Here is an 18,579-nt window from a genome sequence, read left to right on the forward strand (position 1 = left end):
GCATGACCGTACCGCTCCCTCCCCGCCGCCCACGCTGGCGCAATCTCGCCCTGCTGGCCTTGCTGCTGGCGCCCTTGCTGTGGCCGTTGCAACAGCTCGCCGAGCGCTATTACCGCAACGAACTGACCGAACAGAACCGCCAGACCCTGGACCTGTACGTCGCCAACCTGCTCGGCACGCTGAATCGCTACGAGGTGCTGCCGCGCATCCTCGGCGATCTGCCCGCTCTGCGCGCCGTGCTGCAGGAGGATTCGCCACAGGTGCGCGACAACGCCAATCGCCTGCTCAAGCGGCTGCGCAAGCAGACCGGTGCCGACGTCATCTACCTGATGGCGACCGACGGCAACACCCTGGCCGCCTCCAACTGGGACGAGGAAGACAGCTTCGTCGACCGCAACTTCGCCTTCCGCCCCTATTTCCGTCAGGCCATGGAAGGTCGCCTGGGGCGCTTCTTCGGCCTCGGCACGACTTCCGGCAAGCGTGGCTACTACTTTGGCGCGGCGGTGCGCGACGGTGATCAGGTGCTCGGCGTGCTGGTGGTCAAGGTCGACCTCGATCACACCGAGACACTCTGGGGTAGCACGCCGGAGCAACTGCTGGTGACCGACAACTTTGGCGTAGTGATCCTCACCTCGCGACCGGAGTGGCGGTTCCGCGCCACCCGCGGGCTGGGCGTCGACGAGCGCGAGCAGATTGCCTTCGACCAGCCCTATCCGACCCTGTATCCGCAAGACCTGACACTGGACATCGACGCCTGGCTGATCCAGAGCCGCGAGTTGAAGGAGACCGGTTGGACGGTGCGTATTCTCGCGCCGGTGAACCTGGTCGAACGCCCGGTGCGCACCGTCGTCGCCATCGGCGCCGCCACACTGCTGGCGCTGCTGCTCTGGCTCGGCCTGCTGATGCAGCGCCGCCGGCACTTCCTCGAACGGCTGGCGCTGGACAGCCAGGCACGCCAGCAGCTCGAGCAGCGGGTGCAGGAGCGCACCCGCGATCTGGAGGCGCTGAACAGCCGGCTCAAGGTCGAGGTGCTAGAGCGCGAGCAGGCCCAGCAGGAACTGGTGCGCGCCCAGGACGAACTGTTGCAGGCCGGCAAGCTGTCGGCGCTGGGCACCATGTCGGCGAGCATCAGCCACGAACTCAACCAGCCGTTGGCGGCCATTCGCAGCTACGCCGACAACGCCGGTGTGCTGCTCGAGCACGGCCGCACCAGCGAGGCACGCGACAACCTCCGGCTGATCAGCGAACTGACCGCGCGCATGGCCTCGATCATCGCCCACCTGCGCGCCTTTGCCCGCCGCGACCAGCACGCGCCGGAACGGGTGGCGCTGCAGCCGGCGCTGGACGATGCCCTCGCCCTGCTCGCCAAACGCCGCCAGGCCATGGGTGTCGAGCTGATCCGCGATCTGCCGGAGGCCACCCTCTGGGTGCAGGCCGGCGAAACGCGGCTGCGGCAGATTCTCGCCAACCTGCTGGCCAATGCCCTCGACGCCCTGGCCGAACGCCCGCAACCACGGCGTATCTGGCTACGCGCCGAACGCGAAGGCGACGGCGTGCTGCTGAGCCTGCGCGACAATGGCCCAGGCTTCTCTGCCGAGGCATTGCAGCGCGCCCGCGAACCCTTTTTCACCACCAAGACCAGCGCTCAGGGCCTGGGCCTCGGCCTGGCGATCTGCGATACCCTGATCCGCGCCCTGGGCGGAGAGCTGCGCATGAGCAACCATCCCGAGGGTGGCGCGCAGCTCGGCCTGTTCCTGCGTAGCGCCGAACCCGGCGTGGCCTTTCCCAGCGAGGACCATCTCCAATGAGCAGCGACACCCCGATCAGTGCCCAGGCCCAGGTGGTGCTGATCGACGACGATCCGCATCTGCGCCAGGCGCTGAGCCAGACCCTCGACCTGGCCGGGCTCGAGGTGGTCAGCCTGGGCGATGCTCGCGGCCTGGCTGCACGCCTGCCGGCGGACTGGCAGGGGGTGGTGGTCAGTGACATCCGCATGCCTGGGATCGACGGGCTGGAGCTGCTGCAACAGCTGCGCGCACGCGACAACGAGCTCCCGGTGATCCTCATCACCGGGCACGGTGACATCCAGCTGGCGGTGCAGGCCATGCGCGCCGGCGCCTACGACTTTCTGGAAAAGCCTTTCCCCAGCGAAGCGCTGCTGGACAGCGTGCGCCGCGCCCTGGCGTTGCGCCAGCTGGTGCTGGACAACCGCTCCCTGCGTCTGGCCCTGGCCGACCGCCAACAGCTGTCGGCGCGCCTGCTCGGCCAGTCCCGGGCGATGCTGCGCCTGCGCGAGCAGATCGGCGCACTGGCCGGCACCCAGGCTGATGTCCTGATCCTCGGCGAGACCGGCGCCGGCAAGGAGGTGGTGGCGCGTGCGCTGCACGACCTGTCGAACCGGCGCAACGGCCCCTTCGTCGCGATCAACGCCGGCGCCCTGGCCGAGTCGGTGGTGGAGAGCGAGCTGTTCGGCCACGAGCCCGGCGCCTTCACCGGCGCGCAGAAGCGCCGGATCGGCAAGTTCGAGTTCGCCAATGGCGGCACGCTGTTCCTCGACGAGATCGAGAGCATGAGCCTCGATGTGCAGGTCAAGCTGCTGCGCCTGCTGCAGGAGCGGGTGGTCGAACGGCTCGGCGGCAACCAGTCGATCGCCCTGGACATCCGTGTCATCGCCGCGACCAAGGAAGACCTGCGCGTGGCCGCCGACCAGGGCCGCTTTCGCGCCGACCTGTACTACCGGCTCAATGTCGCGCCGTTGCGTATCCCTTCGCTGCGCGAACGCAGCGAAGACATCCTCCTGCTGTTCCAGCATTTCGCCGAAGCCGCCGCCCAACGCCATGGCCTGCCGATCCGCGAGCTGCAGCCGGAGCAGCGTGCCGTGCTGCTGCAACACGCCTGGCCGGGCAACGTACGCGAACTGCAGAACACCGCCGAGCGCTTCGCCCTCGGGCTGGGGCTGGGCCTGGACGTGCCGGGCAGTGAGCCAGCGACCAGCCTCGCCAGCGGCGGCAGCCTCGGCGAGCAGGTCGATGCCTTCGAGCGCGCGTTGATCGCCGCCGAGTTGAATCGTCCGCATGGCTCGCTGCGCAGCGTCGCCGAAGCCCTCGGCCTGCCGCGCAAGACGCTGCACGACAAACTGCGCAAGCATGGCCTGAGCTTCGCCGACGCTGGCGGAAGCTCGCCCGATGACAACGATTAGATGGCGGAAAACCGCCATCCACCCTGCCTTTCAACGGCTCCGCTTTGCTCCCCTGCATCGCCCTCGACGCTTCACGGCCGCCGCTGGAATCGTGAAAAGGTGCGACCTAGACGCGCTTGTCGGTAATCCGACATACAAAGTTCAACCTTCGGCTGGGTAAACTTCCGGCGCCCAGGTGGTACTGCTGCTTCTGGCACAGGCATTGCTCCTGCAACCCAACGAACTGAATGGAACGAGTCGCAACCGGCCATCGCCCTGCGCATTTGCCGCCTAGACTTGCCCTGCCGGTTCCTGCCGGAGACGCCCCGTGGCGCTCCATCCACAACAAGAGGAAACATCCAATGTTCAAACTGACTGCCAAGGCGCTGGCATGCGCCCTGTCGCTGAGCATCGCTGGTCTGGCCCACGCGGCTGACCCGATCACCATCAAGTTCTCGCACGTGGTCGCCGAAAATACGCCGAAAGGCCAGGGCGCCCTGATGTTCAAGAAACTGGTGGAAGAGCGTCTGCCGGGCAAGGTCGAGGTGCAGGTTTACCCGAACTCCTCGCTGTTCGGTGATGGCAAGGAAATGGAAGCCCTGCTGCTGGGCGACGTTCAGCTGATCGCCCCGTCGCTGGCCAAGTTCGAACACTACTCCAAGGGCGTTCAGGTCTATGACCTGCCGTTCCTGTTCGATGACATCGCGGCAGTCGACCGCTTCCAGAAGAGCGAGGCCGGCCAGAGCCTGCTGCGCTCCATGGAAGACAAGAACATCACCGGCCTGGGCTACTGGCACAACGGCATGAAGCAGCTGTCGGCCAACAAGGAACTGCGTGAGCCGAAAGACGCGCGCGGCCTGAAGTTCCGCGTACAGGCGTCTGCCGTGCTGGACGAGCAGTTCAAGGCGCTGCGTGCCAACCCGCGCAAGATGAGCTTCGCCGAGGTGTACCAGGGCCTGCAGACGGGCGTGGTCAACGGTGCCGAGAACCCCTACTCGAACATCTACTCGCAGAAGATGCACGAAGTGCAGAAGCACATCACCGAGTCCGACCATGGCCTGCTGGACTACATGCTGATCACCAACACCAAGTTCTGGAACGGCCTGCCTGCCGATGTACGTGGCGAGCTGGAAAAGATCGTGGAAGAAGTCACTGTTGAAGTGAACAAGCAGGCCGACGCCCTGAACCAGAAGGCCAAGGCTGACATCCTCGCCGCCGGCACTACCGAAATCCTCGAGCTGACGCCGGAAGAGCGCGCCAAGTGGCGCGAAGCCATGAAGCCGGTCTGGAAGAAGTTCGAAGGCGAAATTGGTGCTGACCTGATCAAGGCTGCCGAAGCTGCCAACCAGGCTAAATAAGCCTTTGCCGAGGGGCGGGCTCCCCGCCCCTTTGCTGTACTACCCAGCGATACCCGACAGCTCAGTGAAAAAACAAAGCAGCTAGCGAAGACGAAGCCCGCACCAAGGGCAGACAGGTCAGGCCAAGGCGATCCCGGGCCGCGCCGCTTCGATGGCGACAACAAGAGTTTTTCATTGCTCTGTCCCCCAGCCTGCCCTGGCTGGTTCACGGCGCACCTCCGTGCTGCCTTCGATACAACAAGCAGTCCATCGGGAGATGTCATCCATGAACGCCCTCTGGCGCGTCTGGGACCACTTCGAGGAAGGTTTCATCGCCTTTCTGTTGGCCGCCATGACACTGGTGACCTTCGTTTACGTGATCCTCAACAACCTCTACACCCTTTTCTACGACCTGGGCGACCGCTTCGAGGGAAGCGCCGACTTCTGGTTCGCCATCGGTGATTTCATCATCGGGCTGGCCCAGTCCATGACCTGGAGCACCGCGCTGACCAAGGCGCTGTTCGCCTGGCTGATCTTCTCCGGCCTCGCCTATGGCGTGCGCACCGCCGGCCACATCGGCGTCGATGCACTGGTCAAGCTGGCACCGCGGCATATCCAGCGTGTCATCGGCATCATCGCCTGCCTGTTCTGCCTGGGGTACGCCGGCCTGCTGACCGTGGCCAGCTTCGAGTGGATCCAGACCCTGTTCATCGCCAACATCGGCGCCGAAGACCTGGGCCATATCGGCATCAAGCAGTGGCACATCGGCATGATCGTGCCGTTCGGCTTCGCCATGGTGTTCATCCGTTTCGCCGAAATCTTCGTACGTATCCTGCGCAACGAGCAGACCGGCCTCGGCCTTGCCGATGAAGCGGCCGATGCGTTGAAGCATGGCGAAGAGGAGCCCAAGTAATGACCATCCTGTTCCTGTTCGTCGCCCTCTTCGTGCTGATGTTCATCGGCGTACCGGTGGCCGTGTCCCTCGGCCTGGCCGGCTCACTGACCATCATGATCTTCAGCCAGGACTCGGTGCGCTCGCTGGCGATCAAGCTGTTCGAGACCTCCGAACACTACACCCTGCTGGCAATCCCGTTCTTCCTGCTGGCCGGTGCCTTCATGACCACCGGCGGGGTGGCCCGTCGTCTGATCGACTTCGCCAACGCCTGCGTCGGTCACATCCGTGGCGGTCTGGCGATCGGTGCGGTGCTGGCGTGCATGCTGTTCGCCGCGCTGTCCGGCTCGTCGCCGGCCACCGTGGCCGCGGTCGGCTCCATCGCCATCGCCGGCATGGTGCGCTCCGGTTACCCGCAGGCCTTCGGCGCCGGCATCGTCTGTAACGCCGGTACCCTGGGCATCCTGATTCCGCCGTCGGTGGTCATGGTGGTCTATGCCGCCGCCACCGAAACCTCGGTGGGCAAGCTGTTCATGGCCGGCGTCGTCCCGGGCATCCTGCTCGGCGGCGCGCTGATGGTGGCGATCTACATCATCGCGGTGAAGAAGAACCTGCCGGCACTGCCGCGCGCCAGCTTCCGCGAGTGGCTGTCCGCCGCACGCAAGGCGGTCTGGGGCCTGCTGCTGATGGTGATCATCCTCGGCGGCATCTATTCGGGCATGTTCACGCCCACTGAAGCGGCAGCCGTCGCGGCGGTGTATTCGGCCTTCGTCGCGCTGTTCGTCTACAAGGATCTGACCTGGCGCGAGTGCCCGAAGGTGCTGCTGGAGTCCGGCAAGCTGAGCATCATGCTGATGTTCATCATCGCTAACGCCATGCTCTTCGCCCACGTACTGACCACCGAGCAGATTCCACAGGCGATCACCGCCTGGGTGATCGAAGCCGGGCTGCAGCCGTGGATGTTCCTGCTGGTGGTGAACATCGTGCTGCTGGTCGCCGGGGCCTTCATGGAGCCGTCGGCGATCATCCTGATCCTGGCGCCGATCCTGTTCCCGATCGCCGTTCAGCTGGGCATCGACCCGATCCACCTGGGCATCATCATGGTGGTGAACATGGAAATCGGTTTGATCACGCCACCGGTGGGCTTGAATCTGTTCGTCGCCTCGGCGGTGACCGGCATGCCGGTGACCCAGGTGATCCGCGCGGTGCTGCCATGGCTGGCCCTGATGCTGAGCTTCCTGGTGATCATCACCTACGTGCCGTCGATTTCCCTGGGTCTACCGAACATGCTCGGCATGTAGCACGAAGCACTGACTTCCCTTTAGCCCGGCCTGTGCCGGGCTTTTTTTTTCGTTCGCGCGAATGCCGATACGTGCTCGTCAGAGCGCCAGCACATCCGCCGGTCGCCGGCGGAACCAGCCAGTCAGCGACAGACGGTCGGCCTGGGTCACCAGCACTTCATGGGGAAAATCGCCGGAAAGGAACACCACCAGATTGCCGGCCAGCGGGGGCACGTCCAGCTGCGAGCCGTCGGCCAGGTGCATCCGCAGTTCGCCAGCGTGGGCGGGCTGCCAATCCGGATTCAAATAGAGCACGGCGGTGACCGACCGGCTGTCGTCATCGCGAAAGCGGTCCAGGTGGGTCTGGTAGAAGGCGCCCGGCGGGTAGAAGGCGAAATGGCACTCGAACTCCTCGAGCCCGAGGAAGAGCTCGCGGTTGAGCTGCTGGCGCAGGCCGTCCATCAGCTCGAGGTAGTCGTCGCAGACCGCCGACTGGCCTGGCTCCAGCCACTGGATATGGTCGCTGCGAATGCCTTCGCGCACCGCCTGCGCCTCGCCGCGGCCGACCGCGGCGGGCGCCAGCGCGCCCTCGGCCTCGCGCCTGCGGCACTCGTCGGCCAGCTTGTGGGTCACATCACTGGGAAGGAAAGAACTCTGCAGCGACCAGCCGCGCTCGGCCAGGTCGTCGATGATCGAAGAGAACGGCAAGGAAGTGACTCCGAAGGAATACCGCAGGAGTCTAGGGTCTGTTGAGACTCCGCTACAAGCTGCGTCGCTGTGCCAAGCACAGCCACATTCGCGCGCCTCGACAAGCGGCTGTCGGGGCACGGAAAATGAACCGCCCGCCAGACAGGAGTTTCCATGCGCGCCTTCTTGACCTGTGTACTGCTGACCTTGAGCTTCAGCAGCTTCGCCGACACCTATCAGGAACTCTACGAAACCGCCGGCTGGACCGAACAGCGGGCCAATTTCTCCGATGCGCTGACCGCCGCGCAGCAGCGCTACAAGGACACATTGCCGCCCGCGGTATTCCAGACCCTGGTGACCAACAGCAACCGCCGCTTCGCCTCGCACGCCATCGACCAGCGCGCGCAGCAGGCGCTGCGCGAGCACTTGGCCGAACCGCAACCGGCGCTGGAGTTCTTCCAGTCGCCCCTGGGCCGCAAGATCGTTTCGGCAGAGGTGCTTGCCGCTCGCCGCGAACAGCTGGCTCAGCACGCTTCAGGCCTGCCGCGGATGGAAGCGGGCAGCAACCGGCAGCTGCTGATCCGCCATCTGGCGCAGGCGCTGCCGGCCAGCGAAGCGGGTGCCGAAGTCAGCTTGGCGCTGGCTGGCGTCGCCGCCGACAGCCTCAGCCAGATGATTCCCGGGCTGCTCGGCGGCAACCAGGCGCAGAGTCTACTGAGCAGCCAGCGCCAGCGGATGATCGAACAGATCGAGGGCGACCTGGATAACACGCTGCTGTATGTCTACCGCGATCTGTCCGATGCCGAGCTCGAGCAATACCTCGAGTTCGCCCGCTCCGATGACGGCAAGGCGTACTACCAGGCCGCGCTGCAGGCTCTGCGTGCCGGGCTTGCCGTGGGCATGAGCGGCACCGAGCTGGAGCCGCAACAGGGCATCTGACCGGCCGGCGTTAGCCGAGACGCTCGCGGAGAAAATCGAAATAGGCGCGACGTATCTCCTCGCGCTCGTTCACCAGATGATGGCGCGCATCGGGCAGGCGCAGGATTTGCGCAGCGGCGAACTTGCTTTCGAGAATGGGCAGGTTGTGTCGCCAGTCCACCGTCATGTCGGCCTCGCCCTGCACGATCAGCGGCGCATGCGCGCTTTCGGCGGCGCCTTCGATGCGCGGAATCCAGCGCGACAGCGCACCGACCCAGGCGGTAGGCAGAATATCGGCCTGCAGCGGATCGCGCGCCTGGACGAACTCGAGAAAGGCCGGGTCGCCGGAGTTGTCGCTGAACGAGCGACGAATCTGCCGCACGAACGGCCGCAGCAGCTCATAGCTCAGGCGCGAGCGCAACCAGGCCCTTGGCCGTACCAGCGGCGCGAGGAGGATGGTCCGCCCGAGGTCCGGGTTCTCCGCTTGGTGTAACAAGTGGTCCAGGGCAATGGCGCCGCCGGTGCTCTGGCCAAGCAGATGCCAGGGCCGCGGCAGATCGAGTTGGCGAGCCTGCTCGAACAGTCCGGCCAGCACCGCCTGGTATTCGTCGAACTCGTTGATGCTGGCGACGGGCCCGCTGGACAGGCCGTGGCCAGGCAGGTCGCAGGCCAGCACGGCGAAGCCCATCTCCAGCCCCCAGTCGACCACATGCCGATACAGGCCCATGTGGTCATAGTAGCCATGCAGGATCAGCAGGCTGGCGTGCGGCTGTTCCGGCCACCAGGCCTGCGCGACGACATCGTAGTCGTGCACGCGAAAGCGCCCCAGGCGGCGCTGAATGGACTGGCGATGGGGCAGATCGAGGCCGTAGTAGGCCTGATAGTGAAGGGTCTCGACGCTCGCCTCGACGGCTTCGGACAGAGCCGGCAGGCTGTTGCGCAGACGCTCGGGCTGGATACGCGCGGACATGGACATTCTTCGATTGCGTTGAGCTGGGATATTCAGCTCTGCATCGCCGCATGGCAAGCTTGCGCACCTTTTCCGGGGTTCCGTCATGACTAGTCGCCGCAAGTATCTGATCGCCGCGTTGATCGCCCTGCTGTGGGCCGGTGCCATGCTGGCTGCGTTCTGGTGGTTCGAGGCGCGCTACCTGCGCACCTTCGAAGGCGAGCGCGCCGAGCTGTTCTCGGGTGATGCGCTGCAGCTGCCCGCCGCCCTGCAAGGACCCGGCCCGGTCCGCTTCGTGCACTTCTGGGATCCCGGCTGCCCGTGCAATGTCGGCAACCAGCAGCATCTGCAGGAGCTGCTCGAGCGCTTCGCCGATCAGCCGGTCGCCTTCTACGAGGTGCGCAAGCCCGGCAGCCAGGGTCGCCTGCCGCAACCACTGGCCTCGCTGAAAGCGCTGGAGGGGCTCATCGGTGCCGAACAGCTGCCGGCCAGCCCCGCGGTGGGCATCTGGGACCAGTATGGTGAGCTCGTCTATATCGGGCCCTACAGCGAGGGGGCGGTGTGCAGTTCGGACAACAGCTTCGTCGAACCGATCCTCGAAGCAGTGCTCGCGGGGCGCAAGGTGCGCGCGACCCATTCCCTGGCGGTGGCCTGTTTCTGTGACTGGCAGGGTTGAGGCTTAGCGGCAGCGTAGGTACGCCGGTGATGGCTTCCTAGGCGCCACGAAAAAGGGCGCACCGCTGCGCCCTTTTTCGCTTCCCGGTAACGCTCAGCTATGCGCCGAGGGTGGCACCAGCACCTTGCGGCTGTCGATCACCTGGCGCCAGGTGGGATTGCCAGCGGTTTCATCCATCGCCTGCTGCATCGCGCGGATGCGGCGCTTCTCGGCACGCCGGGTGAGATACCAGGCAAGGAAGGTGGCCAGCGACACGCTGAGCAGGATCAGACTGGCCACCGCGTTGATCTCCGGCTTCACGCCCAGGCGCACGGCGGAGAAGATCTCCATCGGCAGGGTGGTCGAGCCGGGACCTGAGACGAAGCTGGCCAGCACCAGATCGTCCAGCGAGAGGGCGAAGGACAGCATGCCGCCCGCGGCCAGCGACGGTGCGATCATCGGCATGGTGATCAGGAAGAACACCTTCCACGGCCGCGCGCCGAGGTCCATCGCCGCTTCCTCTATGGACAGGTCGAGCTCGCGCAGGCGCGCCATCACCACCACCGCAACGTAGGCCGAGCAGAACGTGGTGTGAGCGATCCAGATGGTCACCAGCCCGCGCTGCGCCGGCCAGCCGACCAGTTGCGCCATCGCGACGAACAGCAGCAGCAGGGACAAACCGGTGATCACCTCGGGCATCACCAGCGGCGCGGTGACCAGGCCACCGAACAGCGTGCGACCGCGGAATACCGGGATACGCGTGAGCACGAAGGCGGCCATGGTGCCGAGCGCCACCGCGGCAACCGCGGTGTAGGCCGCGACCTCCAGCGAGCGCATCACCGCGCCCATCAGCTGGGAGTTGTCGAGCAGGCCGGCGTACCACTTCAGCGACCAGCCACCCCACACCGTCACCAGCCGCGAGGCGTTGAACGAGTAGATGACCAGGATGACCATCGGCAGGTAGATGAACAGCAGCCCGAGCACCAGGATCAGGTTGGAAAAGCTCCAGCGCTTCATAGCTTGCCCTCCAGTTCCTTGGCTTGGTTCCGGTTGAACAGGATGATCGGTACCAGCAGGATCGCCAGCATCACTACCGCCAGTGCCGAGGCCACCGGCCAGTCGCGGTTATTGAAGAACTCCTGCCAGAGCACCTTGCCGATCATCAGCGTCTCCGGACCGCCGAGCAGTTCGGGGATGACGAACTCGCCCACCACCGGAATGAACACCAGCATGCAGCCGGCGATGATGCCGTTCTTCGACAGCGGCACGGTGATCTTCCAGAAGCTGGTGAGGTTGCGCGCGCCGAGGTCGGAAGCTGCCTCGAGCAGGCTCGGGTCGTGCTTCACCAGGTTGGCGTAGAGCGGCAGGATCATGAACGGCAGGTAGGAATAGACCACGCCGATGTACACGGCCATATCGGTGTTGAGAATCTGCAGCGGCGCATCAATCAGGCCGAGCCCCTGCAACAGTCCGTTGAGTATGCCGTTGCTGCTGAGGATGCCCATCCAGGCATAGACGCGAATCAGGATGGCGGTCCAGGTCGGCATCATGATCAGCAGCAGCAGGACCGTCTGCAGGTCCTTTCGCGCGCGAGCAATGGCGTAGGCCATCGGATAGCCGATCAGCAGGCAGAGCAGCGTGCTGAAGAAGGCGATCCGCAGCGAGCCCAGGTAGGCCGCCAGATACAGCTCGTCTTCGCTGAGGAAGATGTAGTTGCCCAGGTTGATCAGCACCTGCAGCTGCTGGTCGGCATAGGCGAAGATGTCGGTGTACGGCGGAATGGCCACATCCGCTTCGGCAAAGCTGATCTTCAGCACGATGGCAAAGGGCAGCAGGAAGAACAGCATCAGCCACAGGAAGGGCACGCCGATGACCAGTCGGCGTCCGGTGTTCAGGGGCGAGCGCTTCATGCCTGCAACACCACGCCGCTGTCATCCCACCAGTAGACGTACACCTCTTCTTCCCAGGTCGGCAGCTTCACGTGGCGCTCGGCGTTGGCCATGAAGGCCTGCAGCACACCGCCGGACGGCAGCTTGATGTAATACACCGAGTGGCCGCCGAGGTAGGCGATGTCGTGCACGACGCCCTTGGCCCAGTTATAGCCGGGCCTCTCCAGTTCCGGCAGTTCGGTGCCGATCAGCAGTTTTTCCGGGCGGATCGCGTAGGTGATCTGCTTGTCCTGAGCGCGGGTACTGATACCGTGACCGACGTAGATCGGGTTCTCCAGACCGGGCGAGGCGATGATGGCGTGGTCACCCATGTCCTCGACCAGCTCGCCGTCGAACAGGTTGACGTTGCCGATGAACTCGCAGACCAGACGGCTCGCCGGCGTCTCGTAGATATCCATCGGGCTGCCGACCTGGGCGATCCAGCCCAGATGCATGATGGCGATGCGCTCGGCCATGGTCATGGCCTCTTCCTGGTCGTGGGTGACCATCACGCAGGTCACACCGACGCGCTCGATGATCTGCACCAACTCGAGCTGCATCTGCGAGCGCAGCTTCTTGTCCAGCGCGCCCATGGGTTCGTCGAGCAGCAGCAGCTTGGGGCGCTTGGCCAGCGAACGGGCCAGGGCGACGCGCTGGCGCTGGCCACCCGACAGCTGGTGCGGCTTGCGCTTGGCATACTGGGTCATCTGCACCAGGCCGAGCATCTCCTTCACCCGCGCCTCGACCTCTTCCTTCGGCAGGCCATCCTGCTTCAGGCCGAAGGCGATGTTCTGCTCCACCGTCATGTGCGGGAACAGCGCGTAGGACTGGAACATCATGTTGATCGGCCGCTCGTAGGGCGGCATGTCGGTGATGTCCTGGCCATCGAGGAAGATGCGCCCCTCGGTGGGCCGCTCGAAGCCGGCGAGCATGCGCAGCAGCGTCGACTTGCCCGAACCCGAGCCGCCGAGGAGGGCGAAGATCTCGCCCTGGTGGATGCTCAGCGAGACATCATCGACCGCCACCGTTTCGTCGAACTTCTTGGTGACGCGGTCGATCTTCAGCAGCACCTGCTTGTTCTTGCTCTCGCCACTGAGGGCTTTCTTGTAGGCGCTGGAGGCAACGGCCATGCGCGAACTCCCGAAATGAAAATGGTTGGCCCGGCCATTGCCGGAAATCTAATGATCGTTGCAGCGGGCACGCCTGCTGGCACACCCCGGCAGAGCGGGCTGCGCTCGGCCAAGGCAGGCCGGGCCAAGCGCAACCGCTCCGGAGTTCACTTGCCGGATTTCACCTTGGTCCAGGTGCGCGTCATCAGCCGCTGAACCTTTGGCGGCAGCTCGGCCGAAACGTAAAGCCGGTCGAGCACTTCCTGCGGCGGGTACACCGATGCGTCCTGCCGCACCTCCTGGTCCATCAGCTCGCCCGCCTTGAGGTTGGGATTGGCGTAACCGACATAGTCGCTCACCGCGGCAATCACCTCGGGACGCAGCAGGTAGTTGATGAAGGCGTGGGCTTCGTCGACGTTACTGGCATCGGCAGGGATGGCCAGCATGTCGAACCAGAGGTTGCCGCCTTCCTTGGGAATGGCGTAGGCGATCTCGATGCCCTTGCCGGCTTCCTCGGCGCGGGCGGCGGCCTGGAACACATCACCGGAGAACCCGGCGGCGACGCAGATATTGCCATTGGCGAGGTCGGAAATGTACTTCGACGAGTGGAAATAACGCACATGCGGCCGCACGGCCAGGAGCTTCTCCTCGGCCTTCCGATAATCCGCAGCGTTCTCGCTGTTGGGGTCCAGGCCCAGATAGTTGAGCATGGCCGGGATCATCTCATCGGCCGAATCGAGGAAGGCGATGCCGCAGCTGGCCAGTTTCGCAGCGTTCTCCGGCTCGAAGATCACCGCCCAGGAGTCGATTTTGTCGACGCCGAGCGCCGCCTTGACCTTCTCGACGTTGTAGCCGATGCCGTTGGTGCCCCACAGGTAAGGCGCCGCGTAGGCGTTGCCGGGGTCGTTCTTCTGCAGCTGCTTGAGCAGGGCTGGATCGAGGTTTTCCCAGTTCGGCAGCTTGGATTTGTCCAGCTTCTGGAAGGCGCCGGCGCGGATTTGCTTGCCGAGGAAATGGTTGGAGGGCACCACCACGTCGTAACCGCTGCGGCCGGCGAGCAGCTTGCCTTCCAGGGTTTCGTTGGAGTCGAAGACATCGTAGACGGGCTTGATCCCCGTCTCCCTCTCGAACTCTTCCAGCGTCGTTTCGCCGATGTAATCCGACCAGTTGTAGACATGTACGGTGGCAGCCTGGGCGGCTGTCGCTCCGGCTACCGCGGCGGCGACGATCAGCGACTTGAGGGTCGAGCGCATGGGTTGAGTCCTCTTGTTACAGGCCGCGCATGTCCCGGCGGGAAAGGCCGGCCTATTTATTGGAAAAACCTCTGGAAATCAACAGATTTGGTGCAACTGCCGCTGCAGTTTCAGGGCAGGTGGAGACGAGGGCAGATGACGTGGCTGCAAGGGCTTCAAGCATTCCGTGTCCTCGTGCTGGTGTTCCAAGCGCGGATTGCCCCTGCGCCCGGATCGGGTGCATGCACCGGCCGGCATCGCCCGGCCGGTGCATGCAGTCGCCTCAGCGACCCGACTTGATCTTGGTCCAGCTGCGCGTCATGGCACGCTGGGTCTTCGGATCCAGATCGGGGAAGGTGTACAGCTTCTTCAGCACGTCCTGGCTCGGGTAGATGCCCGGGTCGGTGCGGATCGCCTCATCCAGCAGCGGGGTAGCCGCGGCGTTGCCGTTGGGGAACTGCACGTAGTTGGTGATGGAGGCCATCACCTCAGGCTTCATCAGGTAGTTGAGGAAGACGTGGGCACTCTCGACGTTCTTCGCGTCGGCCGGCACCGCCAGCATGTCGAAGAAGCTACCGGCACCTTCCTTCGGAATCTTGTAGCTGACGTTGACCCCGTTGGCCGCTTCCTCGGCGCGCGACTTGCCCTGGTAGATGTCGCCGGAGTAGCCGATCGCCACGCAGATGTTGCCGTTGGCGAGGTCGGAGATGTACTTGGAGGAGTGGAAATAGGCCACATGCGGACGGATCTGCATGAACAGCTCCTCGGCCTTCTTCAGTTCGTCGGCCTTGCCGCTGTCCGGGGCATAGCCCAGATAGTGCAGCGCAGCCGGCAGCATTTCGGTCGGCGAGTCGAGGAAGGCGACGCCGCAGGACTTCAGCTTCTCGATGTTCTCCGGCTTGAACACCAGGTCCCAGGAATCCACCGGGGCATTGTCGCCCAGCGCGGCCTTGACCTTGTCGACGTTGTAGCCGATGCCGATGGTGCCCCACATGTAGGGGATCGAGTACTGATTGCCCGGGTCACTAGGTTCCAGCGCCTTGAGCAGATCCTTGTCGAGGTTTTCCCAGTTCGGCAGCTTGGACTTGTCCAGCTTCTGGAACACGCCGGCCTTGATCTGCTTGGCCAGGAAGGGGTTGGAGGGCACTACCACGTCGTAACCGGAGCTGCCGGCCAGCAACTTGGCTTCCAGCACCTCATTGCTGTCGAAGACGTCGTAGACCACCTTGATGCCGGTTTCCTTGGTGAAGTTCTCCAGGGTGTCTTCGGCGATGTAGTCGGACCAGTTGTAGACGTGCAGCACCTTTTCCTGGGCCTGCGCAGCTCCGGCTAGGGTGCCGGCCAGCGTCATGGCAAGTAGGGTCTTGGCGAAGGGATTCATCCGTGCAGCTCCTGTTGTCATCGTTAGTAGGGGCAGTGGAACAGGCCATGAACAGCGTGGCGGCCTGGGTGTGCCGGCATCGACACACCCCGTGGTAGGTCTGGCTTCCAGCACGCGCGCAGTCTGGCAAGGTCAGGCCCTTTTTTTCAACAAGCCGAGCGCAATCGGCGGTGCGAAGGGCAACCCAGGCCCAGCCTCCACCGGCTGCCGCGAATCAACCACGCACGTCCTTGGCCGTTGCATCCAGACACAGCCGTACCTTGCCGATCAGCTCGTCGATCTGCTCCTCGCTGATCACCAGCGGCGGCGAGATGATCATGGTGTCGCCAACCGCACGCATCACCAGGCCGTTGCGGAAGCAGTGCTCGCGACAGCGCATGCCCACATCGGCATCGACGAAACGTTCGCGGGTCTTCTTGTTTTTCACCAGTTCCAGCGCGCCGAGCAGACCGACACCACGGGCTTCGCCCACCAGCGGATGCTCGACCAGTTCCTGCCAGCGAGACTGCAAATAGGGTGCCGTCTTCGTCTTGACCCGCTCGACGATCTTCTCCTCGCGCAGGATGCGGATGTTCTCCAGCGCCACCGCGGCGGCCACCGGATGCCCCGAATAGGTGAAGCCGTGATAGAACTCGCCGCCCTCGTTGAGCGTCTGCACCACTCCGTCACGCACGATGACGCCGCCCATGGGGATGTAGCCGGAGGTCAGGCCCTTGGCGATCGGCATCAGGTCGGGCGTGAGGCCGTAGTAGTCGCTGCCGAACCATTCGCCGGTCCGGCCGAAGCCGCAGATGACCTCGTCGGCCACCAGCAGGATGTCGTGGCGCGCAAGGATTTCCTTGATTCGGGGCCAGTAGCTGTCCGGCGGGATGATCACGCCGCCGGCGCCCTGAATCGGCTCGGCGATGAAGGCGGCGACCTTGTCCTCGCCAACTTCGAGAATCTTCTGCTCCAGCTGGTCGGCGATGCGCAGGCCGAACTCCTCCGGGCTCATGTCGCCGCCCTCGCCGTACCAGTAGGGCTGGTCGATGTGCTCGATGCCGGGGATGGGAAAATCGCCCTGCTCGTGCATCGCCTTCATCCCGCCCAGGCTGGTACCGGCAACCGTGGAACCGTGATAGCCGTTCCAGCGGCCGATGATCACCTTCTTCTCCGGCCGGCCCTTGATTGCCCAGTAATGGCGCACCATGCGCAGCACGGTGTCGTTGGCCTCGGACCCCGAGCCGGTAAAGAACACATGATTCATGCCGGCCGGGGCGATGTCGGCAATCGCCTTGGCCAGCGCCACGGCGGGCGGGTGGGCGGTCTGGAAGAACAGATTGTAGTACGGCAGCTCGCGCATCTGCTTGGTCGCGGCCTCGACCAGTTCCTCACGGCCGTAGCCGAGATTGACGCACCACAGCCCGGCCATGGCGTCGAGGATCTTGTGCCCTTCGCTGTCCCACAGGTACACACCCTCGCCGCGGGTGATGATGCGCGTGCCCTTGGCGTTCAGCGCCTTGTAGTCGGTGAACGGCGGCAGGTGATGGTCGCGGCTCAGCGCTTGCCAGTGCAGGGTTTGCGAATCGCTCATCAGTCACCTCTCGTTAAAGTTCGTGCATGGTCGGTGGACGCCAAAATCGCATCCACCCTGCGGCCGGCTCCGGCGGAAGCGGCCTTACACCGACAGCATCAGGAATTCCCGCTCCCAGGAGCTGATCACGCGGTGGTAGTTCTCCTGCTCGGCGCGTTTGACCGCCACGTAGCCGGTGATGAATTTCGGGCTCAGGTATTTCTCCAGTTCGCGGCAGGTTTCCATCCGCTCCAGCGCCGCTTCCAGGGTCAGCGGCAGGCGCAGGTTGCGCCGCTCGTAGCCGCGGCCCTTGACCGGCTGGCTCGGCGGCAGCTGCTCGACCATGCCGATGTAGCCGCACAGCAGGCTGGCGGCGATGGCCAGGTAAGGGTTGGCGTCGGCGCCTGCCAGGCGGTTCTCGACACGGCGGTTCTGCGGATCGGAATCCGGCACGCGCAGGCCCACGGTACGGTTCTCTTCGCCCCATTCCACGTTCACCGGCGCCGAGGTGTCCGGCAGGAAGCGGCGGAACGAGTTGACGTTGGGCGCGAACATCGGCAGCAGCTCGGGGATGTACTTCTGCAGGCCGCCGACGTGGTGCAGGAACAGCTGGCTCATGGAGCCGTCTTCGTTGGAGAAGATATTGCGCCCGGTGTTGAGGTCGATGACGCTCTGGTGCAGGTGCATCGCGCTGCCCGGCTCGCCGGTCATCGGCTTGGCCATGAAGGTGGCGGCGACGTTGTGCTTGAGCGCGGCCTCGCGCATGGTGCGCTTGAACACCAGGATCTGGTCGGCCAGGTGCAGCGCCTCGCCGTGACGGAAGTTGATCTCCATCTGCGCGGTGCCTTCCTCGTGGATCAGGGTGTCCAGGTCCAGGCCCTGCGCTTCGCACCAGTCGTACATGTCCTCGAACAGCGGGTCGAACTCGTTGGCGGCATCGATGGAGAACGACTGGCGGCCGGTCTCCTGGCGACCGGAACGACCGATCGGCGGCTGGAACGGCAGGTCCGGGTCCTCGCAGCGCTTGGTCAGGTAGAACTCCATCTCCGGCGCGACGATGGGCTGCCAGCCACGGTCGGCATACATCTTCAGCACACGTTTGAGGATGTTGCGCGGCGACAGCTCGATGGGGTTGCCCATCTTGTCGTAGGTGTCGTGGATCACCTGGGCGGTGGGCTCGATCGCCCAGGGCACGAGGAACACCGCGTTCGGATCGGGCCGGCAGAACATGTCGATGTCGGCCGGGTCGAGCAGTTCGTAGTAGATGTCGTCCTCGACGTAATCGCCGGTCACGGTCTGCAGCAGCACGCTTTCCGGCAGGCGCATGCCCTTCTCGTCGAGAAACTTGTTGGTCGGTGAAATCTTGCCGCGAGCGATCCCGGTCAGGTCGCTGATCAGGCACTCCACTTCGGTGATCTTGCGTTCTTTCAGCCAGCCGGTGAGCTGGTCGAGCTTGATACTCATGTTGACCTCGGGTTGCT

At 64.5% G+C, this 18,579-nt stretch carries 16 protein-coding genes; 7 read left to right on the plus strand and 9 right to left on the minus strand.

What is annotated here, in order from left to right; genetic code table 11:
• Window positions 1–2: 2 nt before the first annotated feature.
• From ACX1DW_RS16960 to dctM, 5 genes are all read left to right on the plus strand, one after another.
• Complete coding sequence (locus ACX1DW_RS16960) at window positions 3–1,808, plus strand: sensor histidine kinase (RefSeq protein WP_102839174.1); 1,806 nt, start codon at window positions 3–5, stop codon at window positions 1,806–1,808.
• Entirely contained in the window at window positions 1,805–3,199 is a 1,395-nt protein-coding gene (locus ACX1DW_RS16965) for a sigma-54-dependent transcriptional regulator (protein ID WP_102839173.1), read from the plus strand. Before ACX1DW_RS16960 ends, ACX1DW_RS16965 begins: the two co-directional genes overlap by 4 nt.
• Before the next feature lie 341 nt (window positions 3,200–3,540).
• Complete coding sequence (dctP, locus tag ACX1DW_RS16970; protein ID WP_125878112.1) at window positions 3,541–4,536, plus strand: C4-dicarboxylate TRAP substrate-binding protein DctP; 996 nt, start codon at window positions 3,541–3,543, stop codon at window positions 4,534–4,536.
• Window positions 4,537–4,801: 265 nt separating this feature from the next.
• A complete protein-coding gene (locus ACX1DW_RS16975) occupies window positions 4,802–5,428 on the plus strand; it encodes a TRAP transporter small permease (RefSeq protein ID WP_063540325.1) in 627 nt (208 codons plus the stop codon).
• Window positions 5,428–6,708 (plus strand): C4-dicarboxylate TRAP transporter large permease protein DctM, encoded by a 1,281-nt coding sequence (gene dctM, locus ACX1DW_RS16980; RefSeq protein ID WP_125867620.1) that lies wholly within the window; start codon window positions 5,428–5,430, stop codon window positions 6,706–6,708. The genes ACX1DW_RS16975 and dctM overlap by 1 nt, the downstream gene beginning before the upstream one ends.
• Window positions 6,709–6,786: 78 nt before the next feature.
• On the opposite strand, the gene ACX1DW_RS16985 is transcribed toward dctM, so the two are convergent.
• The gene (locus ACX1DW_RS16985; RefSeq protein WP_458991963.1) at window positions 6,787–7,395 is read right to left on the minus strand and encodes a 2OG-Fe(II) oxygenase; all 609 of its coding nucleotides are present in this window, start codon (window positions 7,393–7,395) and stop codon (window positions 6,787–6,789) included.
• Window positions 7,396–7,548: 153 nt separating this feature from the next.
• Between ACX1DW_RS16985 and ACX1DW_RS16990 the strand changes: the two genes are divergently transcribed.
• Window positions 7,549–8,313 carry a DUF2059 domain-containing protein gene (locus tag ACX1DW_RS16990; protein WP_458991964.1) on the plus strand — a complete coding sequence of 255 codons (765 nt, stop codon included), beginning with the start codon at window positions 7,549–7,551 and terminating at the stop codon, window positions 8,311–8,313.
• 10 nt (window positions 8,314–8,323) lie between these two features.
• Here the strand turns inward: ACX1DW_RS16990 and bipL are convergent, their stop codons facing one another.
• Entirely contained in the window at window positions 8,324–9,262 is a 939-nt protein-coding gene (gene bipL / locus ACX1DW_RS16995) for a phospholipase BipL (RefSeq protein WP_458991965.1), read from the minus strand.
• A gap of 85 nt (window positions 9,263–9,347) precedes the next feature.
• On the opposite strand from bipL, the gene ACX1DW_RS17000 reads away from it, so the two are divergent.
• On the plus strand, window positions 9,348–9,917 hold the full coding sequence (locus ACX1DW_RS17000) for a DUF6436 domain-containing protein (protein ID WP_458991966.1): 570 nt from the start codon (window positions 9,348–9,350) through the stop codon (window positions 9,915–9,917).
• Between the two features lie 93 nt (window positions 9,918–10,010).
• Here the strand turns inward: ACX1DW_RS17000 and ACX1DW_RS17005 are convergent, their stop codons facing one another.
• The 7 genes from ACX1DW_RS17005 to ACX1DW_RS17035 all read right to left on the minus strand — a co-directional run bounded on the left by ACX1DW_RS17005 (window position 10,011) and on the right by ACX1DW_RS17035 (window position 18,562).
• On the minus strand, window positions 10,011–10,913 hold the full coding sequence (locus tag ACX1DW_RS17005; protein ID WP_394375254.1) for an ABC transporter permease subunit: 903 nt from the start codon (window positions 10,911–10,913) through the stop codon (window positions 10,011–10,013).
• Window positions 10,910–11,806 (minus strand): ABC transporter permease subunit, encoded by an 897-nt coding sequence (locus tag ACX1DW_RS17010; protein WP_102839167.1) that lies wholly within the window; start codon window positions 11,804–11,806, stop codon window positions 10,910–10,912. The genes ACX1DW_RS17005 and ACX1DW_RS17010 overlap by 4 nt, the downstream gene beginning before the upstream one ends.
• The gene (gene potA, locus ACX1DW_RS17015) at window positions 11,803–12,954 is read right to left on the minus strand and encodes a polyamine ABC transporter ATP-binding protein (RefSeq protein ID WP_063540317.1); all 1,152 of its coding nucleotides are present in this window, start codon (window positions 12,952–12,954) and stop codon (window positions 11,803–11,805) included. Before potA ends, ACX1DW_RS17010 begins: the two co-directional genes overlap by 4 nt.
• 146 nt (window positions 12,955–13,100) lie before the next feature.
• Window positions 13,101–14,186, minus strand: a complete 1,086-nt coding sequence (locus tag ACX1DW_RS17020) for a polyamine ABC transporter substrate-binding protein (RefSeq protein ID WP_200600895.1) — start codon at window positions 14,184–14,186, stop codon at window positions 13,101–13,103.
• 262 nt (window positions 14,187–14,448) lie between these two features.
• A complete protein-coding gene (locus ACX1DW_RS17025; protein WP_063540315.1) occupies window positions 14,449–15,546 on the minus strand; it encodes a polyamine ABC transporter substrate-binding protein in 1,098 nt (365 codons plus the stop codon).
• 214 nt (window positions 15,547–15,760) lie between these two features.
• A complete protein-coding gene (locus ACX1DW_RS17030; RefSeq protein ID WP_458991967.1) occupies window positions 15,761–17,119 on the minus strand; it encodes an aspartate aminotransferase family protein in 1,359 nt (452 codons plus the stop codon).
• 84 nt (window positions 17,120–17,203) lie between these two features.
• On the minus strand, window positions 17,204–18,562 hold the full coding sequence (locus tag ACX1DW_RS17035) for a glutamine synthetase family protein (protein ID WP_063540313.1): 1,359 nt from the start codon (window positions 18,560–18,562) through the stop codon (window positions 17,204–17,206).
• Window positions 18,563–18,579 lie beyond the last annotated feature (17 nt).

It is taken from the genome of Stutzerimonas sp. KH-1, from assembly GCF_054483855.1.

What these genes read in the sequence shown, in the direction of transcription:
- ACX1DW_RS16960 (WP_102839174.1), top strand. Translation starts at nt 3, where the DNA reads ATGACCGTACCGCTCCCTCCCCGCCGCCCACGCTGGCGCAATCTCGCC.
- ACX1DW_RS16965 (WP_102839173.1), top strand. Translation starts at nt 1,805, where the DNA reads ATGAGCAGCGACACCCCGATCAGTGCCCAGGCCCAGGTGGTGCTGATC.
- dctP (WP_125878112.1), top strand. Translation starts at nt 3,541, where the DNA reads ATGTTCAAACTGACTGCCAAGGCGCTGGCATGCGCCCTGTCGCTGAGC.
- ACX1DW_RS16975 (WP_063540325.1), top strand. Translation starts at nt 4,802, where the DNA reads ATGAACGCCCTCTGGCGCGTCTGGGACCACTTCGAGGAAGGTTTCATC.
- dctM (WP_125867620.1), top strand. Translation starts at nt 5,428, where the DNA reads ATGACCATCCTGTTCCTGTTCGTCGCCCTCTTCGTGCTGATGTTCATC.
- ACX1DW_RS16990 (WP_458991964.1), top strand. Translation starts at nt 7,549, where the DNA reads ATGCGCGCCTTCTTGACCTGTGTACTGCTGACCTTGAGCTTCAGCAGC.
- bipL (WP_458991965.1), bottom strand. Translation starts at nt 9,262, where the DNA reads ATGTCCGCGCGTATCCAGCCCGAGCGTCTGCGCAACAGCCTGCCGGCT.
- ACX1DW_RS17000 (WP_458991966.1), top strand. Translation starts at nt 9,348, where the DNA reads ATGACTAGTCGCCGCAAGTATCTGATCGCCGCGTTGATCGCCCTGCTG.
- ACX1DW_RS17005 (WP_394375254.1), bottom strand. Translation starts at nt 10,913, where the DNA reads ATGAAGCGCTGGAGCTTTTCCAACCTGATCCTGGTGCTCGGGCTGCTG.
- ACX1DW_RS17010 (WP_102839167.1), bottom strand. Translation starts at nt 11,806, where the DNA reads ATGAAGCGCTCGCCCCTGAACACCGGACGCCGACTGGTCATCGGCGTG.
- potA (WP_063540317.1), bottom strand. Translation starts at nt 12,954, where the DNA reads ATGGCCGTTGCCTCCAGCGCCTACAAGAAAGCCCTCAGTGGCGAGAGC.
- ACX1DW_RS17020 (WP_200600895.1), bottom strand. Translation starts at nt 14,186, where the DNA reads ATGCGCTCGACCCTCAAGTCGCTGATCGTCGCCGCCGCGGTAGCCGGA.
- ACX1DW_RS17025 (WP_063540315.1), bottom strand. Translation starts at nt 15,546, where the DNA reads ATGAATCCCTTCGCCAAGACCCTACTTGCCATGACGCTGGCCGGCACC.
- ACX1DW_RS17030 (WP_458991967.1), bottom strand. Translation starts at nt 17,119, where the DNA reads ATGAGCGATTCGCAAACCCTGCACTGGCAAGCGCTGAGCCGCGACCAT.
- ACX1DW_RS17035 (WP_063540313.1), bottom strand. Translation starts at nt 18,562, where the DNA reads ATGAGTATCAAGCTCGACCAGCTCACCGGCTGGCTGAAAGAACGCAAG.